15 protein-coding genes are annotated in these 16984 nt (G+C 63.5%); 14 read left to right on the top strand and 1 reads right to left on the bottom strand.

The annotated features are described in order from the left end of the window. Positions 1-133 precede the first annotated feature (133 nt). From queA to ACNA1V_RS15020, 6 genes are all read left to right on the top strand, one after another. Entirely contained in the window at positions 134-1186 is a 1053-nt protein-coding gene (gene queA, locus ACNA1V_RS15045; protein WP_415834419.1) for a tRNA preQ1(34) S-adenosylmethionine ribosyltransferase-isomerase QueA, read from the top strand. 4 nt (positions 1187-1190) lie between these two features. Next, positions 1191-2327 carry a tRNA guanosine(34) transglycosylase Tgt gene (gene tgt, locus ACNA1V_RS15040; RefSeq protein WP_415834418.1) on the top strand — a complete coding sequence of 379 codons (1137 nt, stop codon included), beginning with the start codon at positions 1191-1193 and terminating at the stop codon, positions 2325-2327. A gap of 173 nt (positions 2328-2500) precedes the next feature. After that, on the top strand, positions 2501-2851 hold the full coding sequence (gene yajC, locus ACNA1V_RS15035; protein WP_415834417.1) for a preprotein translocase subunit YajC: 351 nt from the start codon (positions 2501-2503) through the stop codon (positions 2849-2851). A 63-nt stretch (positions 2852-2914) separates the two neighbouring features. Next, positions 2915-4786, top strand: a complete 1872-nt coding sequence (gene secD / locus ACNA1V_RS15030) for a protein translocase subunit SecD (RefSeq protein ID WP_415834416.1) — start codon at positions 2915-2917, stop codon at positions 4784-4786. An 8-nt stretch (positions 4787-4794) separates the two neighbouring features. Beyond that, positions 4795-5733 carry a protein translocase subunit SecF gene (gene secF / locus ACNA1V_RS15025; RefSeq protein WP_415834415.1) on the top strand — a complete coding sequence of 313 codons (939 nt, stop codon included), beginning with the start codon at positions 4795-4797 and terminating at the stop codon, positions 5731-5733. Positions 5734-5970: 237 nt separating this feature from the next. Beyond that, positions 5971-7284 (top strand): MFS transporter, encoded by a 1314-nt coding sequence (locus ACNA1V_RS15020; protein ID WP_415834414.1) that lies wholly within the window; start codon positions 5971-5973, stop codon positions 7282-7284. 142 nt (positions 7285-7426) lie between these two features. Here the strand turns inward: ACNA1V_RS15020 and hpxZ are convergent, their stop codons facing one another. Further along, positions 7427-7807: an oxalurate catabolism protein HpxZ gene (gene hpxZ, locus ACNA1V_RS15015; RefSeq protein WP_415834413.1), complete on the bottom strand. Its 381-nt coding sequence runs from the start codon at positions 7805-7807 to the stop codon at positions 7427-7429. 160 nt (positions 7808-7967) lie between these two features. On the opposite strand from hpxZ, the gene ACNA1V_RS15010 reads away from it, so the two are divergent. From ACNA1V_RS15010 to ACNA1V_RS14975, 8 genes are all read left to right on the top strand, one after another. Continuing rightward, on the top strand, positions 7968-8642 hold the full coding sequence (locus ACNA1V_RS15010; protein ID WP_415834412.1) for a TetR family transcriptional regulator C-terminal domain-containing protein: 675 nt from the start codon (positions 7968-7970) through the stop codon (positions 8640-8642). Between the two features lie 59 nt (positions 8643-8701). Further along, complete coding sequence (locus tag ACNA1V_RS15005) at positions 8702-9733, top strand: PDR/VanB family oxidoreductase (protein WP_415834411.1); 1032 nt, start codon at positions 8702-8704, stop codon at positions 9731-9733. A gap of 2 nt (positions 9734-9735) precedes the next feature. Next, a complete protein-coding gene (locus tag ACNA1V_RS15000; RefSeq protein WP_415834410.1) occupies positions 9736-11052 on the top strand; it encodes an amidohydrolase family protein in 1317 nt (438 codons plus the stop codon). A 47-nt stretch (positions 11053-11099) separates the two neighbouring features. After that, positions 11100-12080 (top strand): ABC transporter substrate-binding protein, encoded by a 981-nt coding sequence (locus tag ACNA1V_RS14995; RefSeq protein ID WP_415834447.1) that lies wholly within the window; start codon positions 11100-11102, stop codon positions 12078-12080. A gap of 23 nt (positions 12081-12103) precedes the next feature. Further along, positions 12104-12979, top strand: coding sequence for an ABC transporter ATP-binding protein (locus tag ACNA1V_RS14990; protein ID WP_415834409.1), 876 nt, complete (start codon positions 12104-12106; stop codon positions 12977-12979). Then, the gene (locus ACNA1V_RS14985; protein WP_415834408.1) at positions 12976-13782 is read left to right on the top strand and encodes an ABC transporter permease; all 807 of its coding nucleotides are present in this window, start codon (positions 12976-12978) and stop codon (positions 13780-13782) included. The genes ACNA1V_RS14990 and ACNA1V_RS14985 overlap by 4 nt, the downstream gene beginning before the upstream one ends. A gap of 98 nt (positions 13783-13880) precedes the next feature. Continuing rightward, the gene (locus tag ACNA1V_RS14980) at positions 13881-15263 is read left to right on the top strand and encodes an FAD-binding oxidoreductase (protein ID WP_415834407.1); all 1383 of its coding nucleotides are present in this window, start codon (positions 13881-13883) and stop codon (positions 15261-15263) included. Positions 15264-15275: 12 nt separating this feature from the next. Further along, positions 15276-16949 carry a CocE/NonD family hydrolase gene (locus ACNA1V_RS14975; RefSeq protein WP_415834406.1) on the top strand — a complete coding sequence of 558 codons (1674 nt, stop codon included), beginning with the start codon at positions 15276-15278 and terminating at the stop codon, positions 16947-16949. The last annotated feature ends 35 nt before the right edge of the window (positions 16950-16984 follow it).

Here is a 16984-nt window from a genome sequence, read left to right as displayed (position 1 = left end):
TGCCGCGCCTGCGCCAGCATAACCAAAACCCGTCCTCGCCCACAAACCCTTCATGCAAGGTCTAAAATGCATGAACCTGCCGGCGTATTGCGCCGGCCCACCACGCCTTGCGCGCCAGATATTCCTCCGTCCCGTGTCCACTCCCCTGCTGCTTTCCGATTACGACTATACGCTGCCTCCGGAACTGATTGCCCAAGCACCGGCCGCCCGCCGCGATGCCAGCCGGCTGCTGCGGCTGGATTCACAATCCAGCCTGCTGGATATGCATTTCAGCCAGTTACCGACACTGCTGCGTCCTGCCGATCTGCTGATCTTCAACGATACCCGGGTCATCAAGGCCAGGCTGTTCGGCACCAAGCACAGCGGCGGCAGGATCGAGGTGCTGGTCGAACGCATTCTCAGCGGCACTGAAGTCCTGGCCCACATCCGCTCCAGCAAGTCGCCCAAGCCCGGCAGCGGCATCCGCCTGGCGGACGCTTTCGACGCCGAAGTTCTGGGACGAGACGGCGCTTTGTTCCATCTGCGCTTCCCGGACGACGCGCTGTCGCTGCTCGACCAGCATGGCGCCACGCCGCTGCCCCCCTATATCGAGCACAGTCCGGACGCCGAGGACGACAGCCGCTACCAGACGGTCTATGCCCGCGAACCGGGCGCCGTGGCCGCTCCCACTGCCGGCCTGCATTTCGATGAGGCCATGCTGGAACGCTTGGCGGCCCAGGGCGTCGCCCGGGCCTTCGTGACCCTGCATGTTGGCGCGGGCACCTTCCAGCCGGTACGCGCTGATCGCATCGAAGATCATGTCATGCACGCCGAGCGCTATACCGTACCGGCCGCCACGCTGGCCGCCATCGAGCAGGCACGCGCCGCCGGCGGCCGTGTCATCGCCGTGGGCACCACCAGCGTCCGCGCCCTGGAGTCGGCCGCCGCCCAGCTCGACGGCAAGACGCCGCCTGCCAGGCAGCCCGTAACCGGCGATACCAGGCTATTCATCACGCCCGGCTATCGTTTCCACTATATTGATGCCCTGATTACCAACTTCCACCTGCCGCAATCGACCCTGCTGATGCTGGTGTCGGCCCTGGCAGGCGTGGAACCCATACAGCGCGCCTATGCGCATGCCGTAGCCGAGCGCTACCGCTTCTTCAGCTATGGCGACGCCATGTTCATCGAATCCCCCGCAGCGTGACCCAATGACCGGACTGAATTTTGAACTGCTGGCCACTGACGGCCTGGCCCGACGTGGCCGCATGACACTGAATCACGGGGTCGTAGAAACCCCGATCTTCATGCCCGTGGGCACCTATGGCAGCGTCAAGGCGATGCTGCCGCACGAACTGGAAGAAATCGGTGCCCAGATCGTGCTGGGCAATACCTTTCACCTGTGGCTGCGCCCCGGCGTGGAGATCATGCAGAAGCATGGTGGCCTGCACGGCTTCATGCAATGGCAGCGCCCTATCCTGACCGACTCCGGCGGCTTCCAGGTATTCAGCCTGCAAGGCATGCGCAAGATTACCGAGGAAGGCGTGCGCTTTGCTTCGCCCATCGACGGCGCCCGGCTGTTCCTGACGCCGGAAGAATCCATGCGCATCCAGCGCGGCCTGAACTCCGACATCGCCATGGTGTTCGACGAATGCACTCCTTATGAAATCAAGGGCCGGCCCGCCACGGTGGACGAAGCCGCCGCCTCGATGCGCATGTCGCTGCGCTGGGCCCGCCGCTCCCGGGATGCCTTCGACCAACTGGAAAATCCCAATGCCTTGTTCGGTATCGTGCAAGGCGGCATGTACGAATCGCTGCGCGACGAATCCCTGGCCGGGCTGACCGATATCGGTTTCCATGGCTATGCCATCGGCGGCCTGTCTGTGGGCGAACCCAAGGAAGAAATGATCCGCATCCTGCAGCATGTCGCACCGCGCATGCCGCAGCACAAACCGCGCTACCTGATGGGCGTAGGCACCCCGGAAGATCTGGTGGAAGGTGTGGCCAACGGGGTGGATATGTTCGATTGCGTCATGCCCACGCGTAATGCCCGCAACGGCTGGCTGTTCACCCGCCATGGCGATGTGAAGATCCGCAATGCCAAGTATCGCGATGACACCCGGCCGCTGGACATGCATTGCGCCTGTCACACCTGCCGCCAGTTCTCACGGGCCTATCTGCACCATTTGCAACGCGCCAACGAAATTACAGGCGCCCGCCTGAACACGCTGCACAACCTGCACTTCTACCTGCAGATCATGCAGGAAATGCGCGACGCGATTGCGGCCGGAACCTTCCAGGCCTGGCGCGAGCAATTCGCGGCAGACCGCGCGCGCGGCGTGGATTGACGGTATGCGGCACCAGGCAGCTGCCTGCGCCAGGGAGATGTCGGCACGTTGGGGCGTGCTGGCATACTCTTGCCTTCGTGTACCGCTACAATAAATGGTTTGGATTTCAATTTGCCGGCCGCCCGCCGGTGCTTTTTTCAAACATCTATAACTAAACATCAACGGGAGAATTCATGCTCGCAACTGAAACGACCGGCCTTATCCTGGCCCAAGCCGCGCCCGGCGGAGAAACCGGCGGCGCCCTGATGGGAATGCTGCCCATCATTCTGATGTTCGTGATCCTCTATTTTCTGATGATCCGCCCTCAGATGAAGCGCCAGAAAGAACACCGCAACCTCGTCGCCGCACTGTCCAAGGGCGATGAAGTCATGACCGCCGGCGGCATCCTGGGCAAGGTTGTCCGCGTGACCGACGCCTACGTCGCTGTGGAAGTGGCCGAGCTGGCCGAGAAGCCCGTGGAGATCCTGCTGCAGAAAACTGCAGTCACGACCGTGCTGCCCAAGGGAACCATTAAGTCCCTGTAAGCGTCATACCCGCCGATATGGCCTCATCCGGGGCCATATCCGACTTTTCAAGACAGACCGGCAATGAACCGCTACCCAATATGGAAGTACATCACCGTCGCCGTTGCGCTGGTGATTGGCCTGCTCTATACCCTGCCGAACTTCTTCGGTGAATCTCCCGCCGTCCAGATATCCAGTGCCCGCGCCACGCTGCGCGTTGACCAGAATACGCTGGCCCGGGTGGAAAATGTGTTGCGGGACGCCGGTCTGGAAACGACCGGAACCAGTTTCGAACAAAGCGGCACGATCGGTACGGTGCGCGCGCGTTTCGCCAATACCGATGTTCAGCTGCAGGCCCGCGACCTGCTGGAGCGCACGCTGAACCCCGACCCTGCCAACCCCTCCTATACCGTTGCCCTCAACCTGCTGTCGGCCTCGCCGCAATGGCTGAGTGCACTGGGTGCGCACCCCATGTTCCTGGGGCTGGATCTGCGCGGTGGTGTGCACTTCCTGCTGCAAGTCGATATGAACGGCGCGCTCAATGCCCGTTACGACTCGCTGGCCGGGGATGTGCGCAGTCTGCTGCGTGACCAGAAGATCACCAACGCCAGCGTGGAACGCAGCGGCCACAGTGTGACGGCCACCTTCGCTGACGAAGACGCACGCAACCGCGCCCTGAGCGCCCTGCGCAGCCGCCTGCCCGACCTGGAGTTCAGCGACAGCCCCAGCAATCCGCTGCAACTGGCCGGCGTCCTGAGCCCCACCGCCGTCAGCGCCGTCCAGACGAATGCACTGCGCCAGAACATCACGACGCTGCACAACCGTATCAACGAACTGGGCGTGGCCGAGCCCATCATCCAGCAACAAGGCGGCGACCGTATCGTGGTGCAGCTGCCGGGCGTGCAGGATGTGGCACGCGCCAAGGAATTGCTGGGCCGTACCGCCACGCTGGAAATCCGCATGGTCGATGACAGCCCGGCGGCCCTGTCCGCCCTGGCCGCCGGCCGCGTGCCGTTCGGGCTGGAGCGCTACGAAGACCGCAACGGCCGTCCCCTGCTGGTACGCCGCCAGGTGCTGCTGACCGGTGAGAACCTGCAGGACGCCCAGCCCGGCCGCGACCAGCAGACCCAATTGCCGGCCGTCCACCTGACGCTCGACGGCAAGGGCGCGCGCATCTTCCGCGACATCACCCGCGACAACATCAACAAGCGCATGGCCATCCTCCTGTTCGAAAAGGGCAAGGGCGAGGTCGTGACGGCACCGGTCATCAACTCCGAGATTCCGGGCGGGCAAGTGCAGATTTCCGGCAGCATGGGCCCGGAAGAAGCCGCCGATATAGCGCTGCTGCTGCGCGCCGGCGCGCTGGCTGCCCCGATGGAAATCATCGAGGAACGCACCATCGGCCCGAGCCTGGGCGCGGAAAACATCGCGCAAGGCTTCAATGCCACGCTGTATGGCTTCCTGGCCATCGCCGTCTTCATCATTCTGTACTACCACCTGATCGGTATCTTCTCGACCATCGGCCTGGTGTTCAACGTGCTGCTGCTGCTGGCGCTGCTGTCCATGCTACAGGCTACCCTCACCCTGCCGGGCATCGCCGCTATCGCGCTGACGCTGGGCATGGCGATTGACGCCAACGTGCTGATCAATGAGCGGATCCGAGAGGAACTGCGCAATGGCGCCACGCCGCAACAGGCGATCAACCTGGGCTTCGAGCGTGCATGGGGCACCATTCTTGACTCCAACCTGACCACGCTGATCGTCGGCCTGGCGCTGCTGGCGTTCGGCACCGGCCCGGTACGCGGCTTCGCCGTCGTGCACTGCCTGGGCATCCTGACTTCGATGTTCTCATCGGTGGTGGGCGTGCGCGCGCTGGTCAACCTCTGGTACGGCCACCTGCACCGCAAGGCCACCAAGATATCCATCGGCACCATCTGGAAACCCGGGAAGGACTGAGACGCATCATGGAATTTTTCCGCATACACCGCACTATCCCGTTCATGCGCCATGCGCTGGTGCTGAACCTGATCAGTCTGGTCACTTTCGTTGCCGCGGTTTTCTTCATCGTTTCCAAAGGATTCCACCTTTCCATCGAATTCACCGGTGGCACGGTGCTGGAAGTGGCCTATACCCAGAGCGCCCCGCTGGATGATGTCCGCAAGTCCGTGGCCGGCCTGGGTTATAGCGATTTCCAGGTGCAGAACTTCGGCACCTCGCGCGACGTCATGATCCGTCTGCCGCTGGCGGAAGGCCAGACCTCTGCCACGCAAAGCGAAACGGTACTGGCTGCCCTGCAGGCCGCCGATCCCAGCGTCGAACTGCGCCGAGTGGAATTCGTCGGCCCGCAGGTGGGCCGGGAACTGGTGGAAAACGGCCTGATGGCCCTGCTGGTCGTCGTGCTGGGCATCATGGTGTACCTGGGCTTTCGCTTCGAGTGGAAGTTCGCCGTCGCCGGCGTGATCGCCAACCTGCACGATGTGGTCATCATTCTGGGCTTCTTCGCGTTCTTCCAGTGGGAGTTCTCGCTGCCCGTGCTGGCCGGCGTCCTGGCCGTGCTGGGCTACTCGGTCAACGAGTCCGTGGTTATCATGGACCGGATCCGCGAAAACTTCCGCAAGCAGCGCAAGGCCAGCGTCCAGGAAGTCATCAACGGCGCCATCACCCAGACCATCTCCCGAACCATCATTACCCACGGTTCGACCCAGATGATGGTGCTGGCCATGTTCTTCTTCGGTGGCCCCTCGCTGCATTACTTCTCGCTGGCCCTGACCATCGGTATCTGGTTCGGTATCTATTCCTCGGTCTTCGTTGCCGCCTCCATCGCCATGTGGCTGGGCGTGAAACGCGAGGATCTGGTCAAGCCGGTCAAGGAAGAAAATCCGGCAGATGTGATCGAAGGCTGATCCGCCACTCTGCGCAGGAAAAAAATGACGCCGCCCTGATGGGCGGCGTTTTTTTGCATGGAAACTCCAGTTGACGCCGTGTCCTGGAGATGCAAATGATTCATTGTCCTTACGCTACGATGTCGCACAGGGCTTTTTCCCGCCACGAATGTGACGGCTGCCACCCTTCAATATGCCGAGGAACGTCCGCTGCGTTCCCCCCCTTGTTTCCACGGATGCAGACTTGCAGCACTTTTCATGACCTCCGCCTCAACCACTCCTTCAGACCTCGACAATCGCCCGCTCAACAAAGAAGACTACAAAACCCTTGCGCTCTCCGCGCTGGGCGGCACGCTTGAGTTCTACGACTTCGTCATCTTCGTTTTCTTCGCCATCACCATCGGGCATCTGTTCTTCCCGCCGGAAATGCCGGAATGGCTGTCCCAGCTGCAAACCCTGGGCATCTTTGCCGCCGGTTACCTGGCGCGCCCCCTGGGCGGCATTATCATCGCCCACTTCGGCGACCGCCTGGGCCGCAAACGCATGTTTGCACTCTCCATTTTCCTGATGTCCCTGCCCACGCTGGTCATCGGTCTGACGCCCACCTATGCAGATATCGGCATCGCCGCACCGCTGATCCTGCTCTTGATGCGCGTGCTGCAAGGTGCGGCCATCGGCGGTGAAATGCCCGGCGCGTGGGTCTTCGTTGCCGAACACGTGCCGCGCAAGCATTACGGGTTCGGCGTCGGCGCGCTGACCTCCGGCATCACTGGCGGCATTCTGCTGGGCAGCATCATGTCCATCGCCATTTCCAGCTTCTACACCACTGAAGAAGTCAATGACTTTGCATGGCGCATTCCGTTCATCCTGGGCGGCGTGTTCGGCCTGATCTCGGTCTATCTGCGCCGCTTCCTGGGCGAAACGCCCATCTTCAAGGAGCTGGCCGCCAAGCGCATGCTGGCCACGGAAATGCCGGTCAAGACGGTGATCCGCGAGCATCGCAAGGCATGCATGGTCACTGCCGGCCTGACCTGGTCCTTGTCCACGGCGGTCGTGGTGCTGATCCTGATGACGCCCACGCTGCTGCAAGCCCGCTATGCGATCCCGCGCACCCTGGCGCTGCAGGCCAATTGCGCCGCCACCCTGACCCTGACGCTGGGCTGCGTGTTCTTCGGCTGGCTGTGCGACCGCATCAGCATCCGAGCCAGCATGATCATCAGCTGGGGCGGCCTGATCATCACCTCCTACTGGTTCTATCTGAGCCTGCCCGGCATCGACGCCACGCACCTGATCCTGCAATATGCACTCATGGGCCTGTTCTGCGGCGCCATTGCCACGACCCCGATCGCATCTACCCATGCGTTCCCGCCGGCCATCCGTTTCTCCGGCCTGAGCTTCGCCTATAACGTGGCCTACGCCATCTTCGGTGGCCTGACGCCCGTACTGACCCAGCTCTGGTTGCAAAAGGACCCGCTGGCTCCGGCGCACTATGTTGCCATCACGGCCCTGGTCGCCATTTTCATTGCGCTGCTGCCCCTGGCACGCTTTGGCTGGCGCCCCAAGGCCGCCTGATCGGCCAGTGACGGCATCCGCACCGGATAGCCGTCACACCATACCGCCACCTGATGGCCTCAGCGCCGCTGGAATATTCCAGCGGCGTTTTTCATGGGCCGCGCCCGCCAGTCTGCCCAGAGGACGTCTCGGGCCGGTGCACTCATCCTCCCATCAGGCTCACATGCGCGGACACCACTTTCCAGCCCGCATCGGGAAAACGGATCCAGGTCTGGGTTTGCCGGCCAATGCGCGACACGCCATCGCGGGTGAACTCGATATGCGTCGTGGCGCTATGGTCGCCAAACACCGTGATCTGCGTCCGCGTGACGGTGCGCGCCAGGCCGGTTGCCGGACGGGCTGCGCGAAAAGCGCGGATCTCTTCCATGCCATATAGCGTTTCGCCAACGCCATAACGCACCGTGGCAGCGTTGTCCCAGAACAGCGCGTCCAGGGTCTCCACATCGTTTTCCACCAGCGCACGTTCATAGCACTGGAACAGCAGACGAACATCTGCCAGCACGGCAGGATCATTGATTTTCATATTGGCTTTCCATGGAGAGTCATGCGCCCCGATGCCGGGCGCTGCCAAGGAATACAAGCAAACAACATGCCAGCACCACAAAGGTGGCATGGCCTTTGCTTGGCTATCTGCATGCACGGGGCAGCAACATCGCTCCGCCTCCGTCTCTCAAGGACCAGACATGCAGACTGCCGACCTCAAGATTTCCCGCCAGCAGGCCAATCGCACCCGGATTGCCGCCACCATACGTACCGCTGCCATTGCGGCCTTCGACCAATGCGGCTTTCGCGGCACCACCACCCAGGATATTGCCGCCCGCGCCGGGCTTTCCAAACCGCAATTGCACTACTACATCTCCAGCAAACAGGAGCTGTACCAGGAACTGTTGCATGACGTCTTGAACAGCTGGTCCGCCGATGTGATCTTTGATCCGGATGGCGACCCCGGCTACATCCTGCGCGAATACATCCGGCAAAAGACCCGGCATGCGCTGCAACACCCTGCGCTCAGCCGCATCTTTACACGCGAACTGATGGATGGCGGCCCCAATCTCGGCACCTATTGGCCGCGCGCGCTGGCCTCCATCCAGCAAAAAGTCGCCATCCTCGCCCATTGGATAGAGGTGGGCAAGCTCCCCTCCATGAACCCCAACCTGTTGCTCATCCATATCTGGGCGCTCACGCAGCATTACGCGGACTACGAAATCCAGGTTCGACTCATGCTCGGCCTGTCTCCGGAAGAACCGATTGACGATGAACCGATCGTGCAAGCCGTCACCGATATGGTGCTGCGCTGCTGCGATTTGGTGCATCCCGCACCCCTTGCTGCCGGCAAACCCCAGGCAACAGGCGCTTAACAAGCTGGCACGCAAATTGCTTGAGTCTGATCGAACGATCAAACCAAATGGTCAAAAACATGGACAGCAAGCCAAGCTCCCACCTCCCCGGATCCACTCCCCTGGATCTGGTCGTCCATCAGGTGCAGCGTTTGACACCGGACATCAGCCTGTTTCGCCTGACCAGCGCCTGCCACCAGCCGCTGCCCGCGTGGCGCGCCGGCGCACATATTGCCGTGCGCCTGGGCAATGGCCTGACCCGCGCCTACTCCCTGTGCAGCGACCCGGCTGAAACCAGCCACTACGAGATCGCCGTCAAGCGCGAACCGCAAGGCCGCGGCGGCTCGCTTGCCTTGCATCGTGAAGCCGTGCCCGGCGCCAGGCTCAGCGCCACCGCGCCACGCAACCTGTTCGAACTGCATCAGGAAGCCTCCTACCATCTGTTGCTGGGCGGCGGCATCGGTATCACACCGCTACTCGCCATGGCCAGCGAACTGGCGCGGCAGGGCGGCCGCTTCCATCTGGCCGTATTCTGCCGTGACATGCAGCACCTGCCGCTGCCGACGGACTGGCGCAGCCGCAGCTGGGCCGATGCCGTCAGCGTACACCGCTGTCCGGACGCGGCCAGTGCCAACGCGGCCCTCGCCCATCTCCTGTCTGCGCTGCCGGATGACGCCCACATCTACCACTGCGGCCCTGCCGGATTCATGGCATCGGTTGCTGCCCATTGCGCCCACTTGCCCGCCAGCAGAATCCATAGCGAGCACTTCGGCGCACCTGACCCAGCCATCGCCACCCCCGCAATTCACACTGAGGCCGCAGCAGACCTGGTTCGCCCGGCAGCCGCCCCTCGTACAGTGGAATTGTTCCTGGCGCGCCAGCAACGCAGCGTCATGCTCGCCGACGGCGACAACATGGCTGATGCGTTGCGCCATGCGGGCGTGCCACTGGATACGGTCTGCGAGCAAGGCATCTGCGGCTCCTGTGTCACTCGCTACCTGGAAGGCGAACCGCAGCACAACGATACCTGCCTGAGCGCTGACGAACAGCGCGAATACCTCGCCCCCTGCTGCGCCGGCAGCCACTCCTCCCGACTGGTGCTGGATCTATGAACATGCCTCGCCTGACCCTGCGTCGCGCACGCCTGCCGAATTGGCTGGGCGCTGCCAGCTGCCCTGCAAGCGGACTCAGCGACATTGCCATTGAGGGCGGTCGCATTGCCGCCATCACACCTGCTCGGGCCGGCACACCCCCGCTGCCTGAAGCCGGGCTGGCATTCTGCTGCACGGCGACCAACCGGCCCAGCCCTCCAGGCTGCGACTATGACGCGCAAGGCGCGCTGACCCTGCCCGGCCTGGTGGATATCCATACCCATCTCGACAAGACCTTCACCCGCCACCGCACGGGCAACCAGCTTCCGGGCCTGCTGGGTGCCATCGACGCCATGATGCGTGACCGCGCCAGCTGGGATGAAGAAGATGTCCGAACCCGCGCCAGCCAAGGCTTGCAATGGGCCTGGGAAGCGGGGGTGACACGCCTGCGCAGCCATTGTGACTGGTGGGAGGCCGACCAGGCGCCCCTGGCCTGGCAAGTGCTGCTGGATCTGGCGGCCGAATGGCGTGAGCGCATCCGCATCGACTGCGTGAACCTGGCGCCGCTGTCTCTCTATGCCGATGCCAGCCTGGCGGACCGACTGGCGCGGCAGGTCGCCAAACACCATGGACAGGCCTGCCTGGGCGGCTTCATTCATTCCAGCAACTGGGATGCAAGCGCCTTGCGCAACCTGGTCACCAGCGCGCAGCGCCATGGCCTCGCGCTGGACCTGCATATCGACGAAGAACTGAACCCGGCGGCGCAAGGCCTGCAAACGCTGGCGCACCTGCTGAAGCATACCGGTATGGAACAGCGCGTGGTCTGCGGCCATGCCTGCGCCCTGGCGGCCCAGGACGAAACCCAGGCGCTGCAGGCGCTGGACGCGGTCGCCGAGACCTCGATTGCGCTGACCTGCCTGCCAAGCACCAATCTGCTGCTGCAGGATGCGCGCACAGGCCACACCCCGCGCCTGCGCGGCCTGACGCTGGTGCATGAAGCACGTGCACGCGGCATCCCGGTGTTCTTCGCCAGCGATAACGTCGAAGACCCGTTCTGCGCCAGCGGCAGTTTCGACCCCCTGGACGCGCTTGCCAGCGGCTCGCTGGCCGCCCAGCTGGAGGACGCCTTCGATCGCTGGTCCGACAGCGTCTGCCGTGCCGACTGGATCGACGGCGGCGCCGCCCCGCTGGCTCCCGGCGCGCCTGCCAATCTCATCTTGCTGCCCGCCGCCAGCGCACACGGTTTTCCTTCCCGCATCCACCCTCGTGCCGTCATGCGCAACGGCATGTTCATTTCCCCTGTCGTTCCCCCTCTCAGCCCTCCAGGAGCCGCATCATGACTACCCGCCGCAATGCCGTGTCCCTCCGTCTCGCCGCGCCCGGCGCCATGCGCCATGCCTGCATCCTGACGCTGTCTGCCCTGGCGCTTGCCACAGGCGCACACGCACAGGCCGCCAATCCGAAGTTCACCTACATGACCAACTGGTACGCGCAAGCCGAACACGGCGGCATGTACCAGGCTTTGGCTACCGGCCTCTATGACAAGCACGGCCTGGACGTCACCATCAAGATGGGTGGCCCGCAAGTCAACATCGTGCAAATGATGGCCGGACGGCAGGCAGATTGCGTCATGGGGACCAGCGACCTGCAAATGCTGCAGGTGCGCGCCAGCGGGGTACCGGTCAAAACCGTAGGCGCCTGGCTGCAGAAAGATCCCCAAGCCTTGATTACCCACGACGGCATCACATCCTTTGAACAGCTCAAGGACAAGACCATCCTGATCGGTGGCAACGCCCATCAAAGCTACTGGCCCTGGCTGAAAAAGGTGTACGGCTTCACCGATAGCCAAACGCGTCCCTATACCTACAACATCCAGCCCTTTATTGCCGACAAGAACGTCGCGCAACAGGCTTACTTCACCTCCGAACCCTTTGCCGTGCAGAAAGCGGGCGTCAAGGCCAACACGCTGATGTTCGCCGATTACGGCTTCCCGGCCTATGCCGCGACGGTGACCTGCATGGATGACACCGTGAAGAACCGCAGCAAAGAGATCGAGGCATTCCTGGCGGCCACGGCGGAAGGCTGGGCGAGCTACCTGCAGGACCCGGCGCCTGGCAACGCGCTGATCAAAAAGGAAAACCCCAACATGACCGACGAGCAGCTGGCCTTCAGCCTTGGCCGCCTCCGCGAGACCGGCATCGTCAATGGCGGCGATGCCGCGACCAAGGGCATAGGCACCATCACTCCCGAACGCGCCCAGGCCAGCTATGACTTTCTCGTTGATGTCGGCCTGCTTGACCCGGCCAAGGTGACACCGGAACAGGCCTATGACCTGACGCTCATCCAGTCCGTCCATTCCGCCCCCTGATCCTGCCGCTACGGAGTCCAGCCATGAACCCGCCCCTCACCACGCCAACCAGCGCCGACTTTGCCAGATCAGGCGAAACCACGCCCCGCCACGCCGGCTCCGCTGCGCCTGAAGAGATTCCGGCCATCGAAGTCCTGTCTGCCGAACAGACCTACCCCAACGGCACGCGGGCGCTGGAACCGGTGGATATGAAGATCGGCGAGGGCGAGTTCATCACCCTGCTGGGCCCCTCCGGCTGCGGCAAAAGCACATTGCTGAAAATGATCGCCGGCCTGCTGTCGCCATCCGATGGCCGGCTGCTGCTGTGGCGGCAACCGGTGGATAAGCTGCAATCCAGCGGCAAGCGCCTGGCCTTCGTTTTCCAGTCGCCTACCCTGATGCCCTGGGCCTCGGTGCAAAGCAATGTCCGTCTGCCGCTGGATCTGGCTGGCGTACCACGAACGGACGCCGACAAACGCGTGGCGGGCGCCCTGGAGATGGTTGGCCTGTCGGGCTTTGCCGATGCGCTGCCACGCGCCCTGTCCGGCGGCATGCAGATGCGGGTTTCCATCGCCCGCGCCCTGGCGACAGAACCGGATCTGCTGCTCATGGATGAACCCTTCGGCGCGCTCGACGAAATCACGCGCCACAAGCTGGATTCGGATCTGCTGGAATTGTGGCGCAAGCGCAAGCTGACCGTGGTCTTCGTCACGCACTCCATCCATGAGGCCGTCTTTCTCTCTACCAAGGTCGTCGTCATGGCCGCACGTCCCGGCCGGGTGGTCGAGACCTTCGATATCGAAGAGCCCTTTCCTCGCACTGCGGACTTCATGGTCAGCACCCGTTTCAGCCAGTACGCCAAAACGCTGCAAGACAGTCTGCTGCACGCCAGCGCCATTCACGAAAAGGCCGCATCATGAGTCACTTCGCTTCCTTGCGTACGCTCCACGCGCATCAGCGCATTGCCTATCCCGTCGCTGTCGGGGTTGTGCTGCTGGTTATCTGGCAGGCCTGCGTGTCTGCGCTGGAACTGCCGCCCTACCTTGTGCCGTCACCGCTGCTCATGGCCGGCACCCTCATCACGAACTGGCAATCGCTGGGCATGGCCCTGCTGGTCACGCTGAAAATCACCGTGCTGGCCTTCATCGTCGCCACCATCGCTGGCGTACTGATTTCCTTTCTGTTCGTGCAAAGCCGCGCCATAGAAACCGCGCTGTTCCCCTATGCCGTTTTGCTGCAGGTCACGCCGGTGGTTGCCGTAGCGCCCTTGATCATCATCTGGGTCAAGGACTCGACGCTTTCCATGGTGATCTGCGCAACGCTGGTGGCTCTCTTTCCCATCATCGCCAACACGACGCTGGGCCTGCGCAGTATAGATCCTGACCTGGCCAGCTTCTTCAAACTCAACCGCGCCACGCGCCTGCAAAGCCTGATCCGCCTGCGCATCCCCAGCGCCCTGCCGTACTTCTTTGGCGGGCTGAGGATCTCCAGCGGCCTGGCGCTGATCGGTGCGGTGGTGGCGGAATTCGTCGCCGGTACCGGCGGCACCGGCTCCGGGCTGGCCTACCAGATCCTGCAAGCCGGTTACCAGCTTGATATTCCCCGCATGTTTGCCGCGCTGTTCCTGATTTCCCTCACGGGCGTTGCGCTGTTCGGTGCGATGGCCTGGCTATCCAACCGCGTACTCAAAGCCTGGCATACCAGTGAACAAGGCCAGCCCTGACCCGCGCCAGCTATCGGCCTGCCCACGCCACCTCTCATTTTTCACTCGCGGGTTCAGCGGCCGCTGACCATGCTGCCTGCCCGCGCCAGGAGAACTTCATGACTGTATCGCTCACCTCCGCTTCCGGCTCCCCCACGAGCTGCGCCGACCTGCCCGCCCTGCTGCCTGGCATAGAGTGGATCACCGAGCCGCTGAAAGTCGGCCGCCTGTCCACCGACTTTGCCTGGTTCAGCCCGGTACTCAAACGCCAGCTTGCCGGCAAACGCGGCGAAATCGTTGCCAAACCACGCAATGAAACAGAGATCCGCGACCTGATCTCAGTCTGCGCCAGGGCCGGCATCCCGCTGACACTGCGCGGCGCCGGAACAGGCAACTATGGCCAGTCCACCCCTCTGCATGGCGGCGTCATCATGGACATGAGCGCCTTCCAGACGCCACTCTGGGTACGCGACGGCATTGGCCGCGCCCAGGCTGGCATCCGCCTGAGCGATTTCGATACCTATGCCCGGCAGTATGGCAGCGAGCTGCGCTGGCTGCCCTCCACCTTCCGTACTGCCACGCTGGGCGGCCTGTATGGCGGAGGCTTCGGCGGTGCCGGCTCCATTACCTACGGGCCGGTTGCCGCCGTCGGCAATGTGCTGGGCGCGCGTGTCATGACCATGGAAGCCGAGCCGCGCATCCTGGAGTTGCGCGGCGCCGAAGCCCTGCTGCTGCACCACACCTATGGCACGACCGGCATCGTGCTGGAACTGGAAGTCGCGCTGGCACCCGCCTATGAATGGCTGGAATGCATCGCCACTTTCGACAGTTTCGAGGCGGGCTTGCGCTTCAGCAGCGAAATTGCGCAGGCGCCTGCCCTGATCAAAAAGGAAATCGGCTTCATGGCAGCACCGATTCCCCAATATCTCGATGCCCTGCAACTGCCCGCCGGCTGCCACGCCACGCTGATGCTGCTGCATCCGTCGTCGGAGCCCGGCATGCTGGAGATCATGGCACGCCATGGCGGCACGCTGTCCTATCGCAAGACGGCGGACGACATCCGCAACGGTGCGCACACGCTGATCGAATTCACCTGGAACCACACCACGCTCAACGCCTTCAAGCACGATAAAAGCATCACTTACCTCCAGAGCGGCTACGACCCGGCCTGCTACGTGGAACAGGCCATGGCCCTGGAAACCCTGCTGCAGGGCGAAGTGCTGACCCATCTGGAGTTCCTGCGCACCAAGGAAGGCCCGGTGAACTGCAGCGGCCTGCAGATCGTCCGCTATACCGACGATGCACGCCTGCAGGAAATCATGCAGATCTTCCGCGACCATGGCGTGCACATGAACAACCCACATGTTTACATCGTTGAGGACGGCAAGCAGGGCCGCGTCAATCCGGATGTTGTCGATCTGAAGGCTCGCCTGGATCCCCAGGGCTTGCTCAACCCCGGCAAACTGCGCGGCTGGGACGAGCGCCAGCAGACCTGCGCCTGAGGAGACACCGTCATGCTGCCTACGCTGCCTCCCGAAACCGTTGCCATGCGTACCCGCGATGGCGTGCGCCTGGACGCGGACATCTACCGCCCTGCGGAAGCGGGCACCTATCCGGTGCTGCTGATGCGCCAGGCCTACGGCCGCCGCATTGCCTGCACCATTTGCTACGCGCACCCCAGCTGGTACGCTGCACAGGGCTACATCGTGGTCATTCAGGACATACGCGGGCGCGGCACCTCCGAAGGAGAGTTCCTGATCGGCGAGCACGATGCCAGCGATGGCGCCGATACCATCGCCTGGGCCGCGAGGCTGCCCGGCAGCAATGGCCGCGTGGGCATGTACGGTTTTTCCTACCAGGGCTACAACCAGCTCATGGCCGCCATCGAAGCCGGGCCGGCGCTGCAAGCCATCGCCCCGGCCATGACGCCCTGGGATGCCCGCGAAGGCTGGGCCTGGAAACAAGGTGCGCTGCGCCTGCAAAGCACCCTGGGCTGGGCCACCCAGCTGGCGGCGGAGACGGCGCGGCGGCGCGGCGATGCCGACGCCTATGCTGAGCTGGCTGCGTCCGCGAAAACCTTGCCGCTGAATGAAAGTGTCCCGGCCTGGCCACAGTACATGCGGCGCCACGCCGCGCTATGCCACTATGGCAAATGGCTGGACACACCGCCGGAAGATGCCTACTGGCAACGCATTTCCGCAGCCGCGCACGCCCCTGCCATCGCTGCGAAAAAAATCCCCACGCTTTTCATCGGCGGCTGGTACGACAGCTACAACGAAACCGTACTGCAGGCCTGGGAAGACCTGCGGGCGCGGGGAGACTGGCCCTTGCGCGTCGAGATCGGCCCATGGCTGCATTTCCCCTGGACGCGTCAGGTCGGCAGCCAGGACTTCGGTCCCGCCGCAGAAAGCCAGATGGATATCGCCCAGGTACGCTGGTTCGATCGCTGGCTCAAGGACGCCCCGGCCAGCGCTGCCACCGAGAACGGGCTGCATGTGTTCGACCTGGCTGCCCACAGCTGGAAAACGTTGCCGCAATGGCCTGGGCATGAACTGCGCCTGGCGCTGTCCGGCAACGGTCTTGCGGCATTGCACATCGGTGCAGGCCGCCTGCTCGCCCCCGGCACGGCGCTGCCACAGCAACCCGGCACCGATTATCTGGTCAATGACCCCTGGCGGCCGGCGCCTTCGGTCGGCGGCCCTTACGGCACGCCCCCCGGCCCGGTGGACCATACGCCCACCGACAGGCGCGGCGATGTCATGACCTTTGACACCGACAGGCTGACGGCACCGCTCTTGCTGGCCGGCCCGATCGAAGCCCGCCTGCACCTGAGCGCCGACCTGCCCGACTTCGATATCGCCTGCACCTTGTCGCGCGTGCTGCCGGACGGCCGCGCCATCGTGCTGGCAGACGGCTATGCGCGCACTGGCGGAACCGTGCCGGGCACGGCGGTCATCGTTGCCATGCACGCCACCTGCGCCACCCTGGCTGCCGGCGACGCGCTGCGCCTGTCGCTGGCGGCCTCCGCCTTTCCTGCCTATGCCTTGAATCCAGGCACAGGCGAAAACCCTTCATGGATACCTGCCTCGCAGGGCGCCATCACCACGCTGGGCGTCCACTATGGCCCCGGCCAGCAATCAGAGCTCCGGCTCACCCTGGAGCAACCTTCCGTTTCCTGGAGTGCATGACCATGACCCAAGCCCCTGTTTCCCCCTCTCACGCC

It is taken from the genome of Kerstersia similis (assembly GCF_965139615.1).
Classification (GTDB): Bacteria; Pseudomonadota; Gammaproteobacteria; order Burkholderiales; family Burkholderiaceae_B; genus Kerstersia; species Kerstersia similis.
Note: the sequence above shows the minus strand (reverse complement) of the source record. Positions and strands in the feature narration are given on the sequence as shown.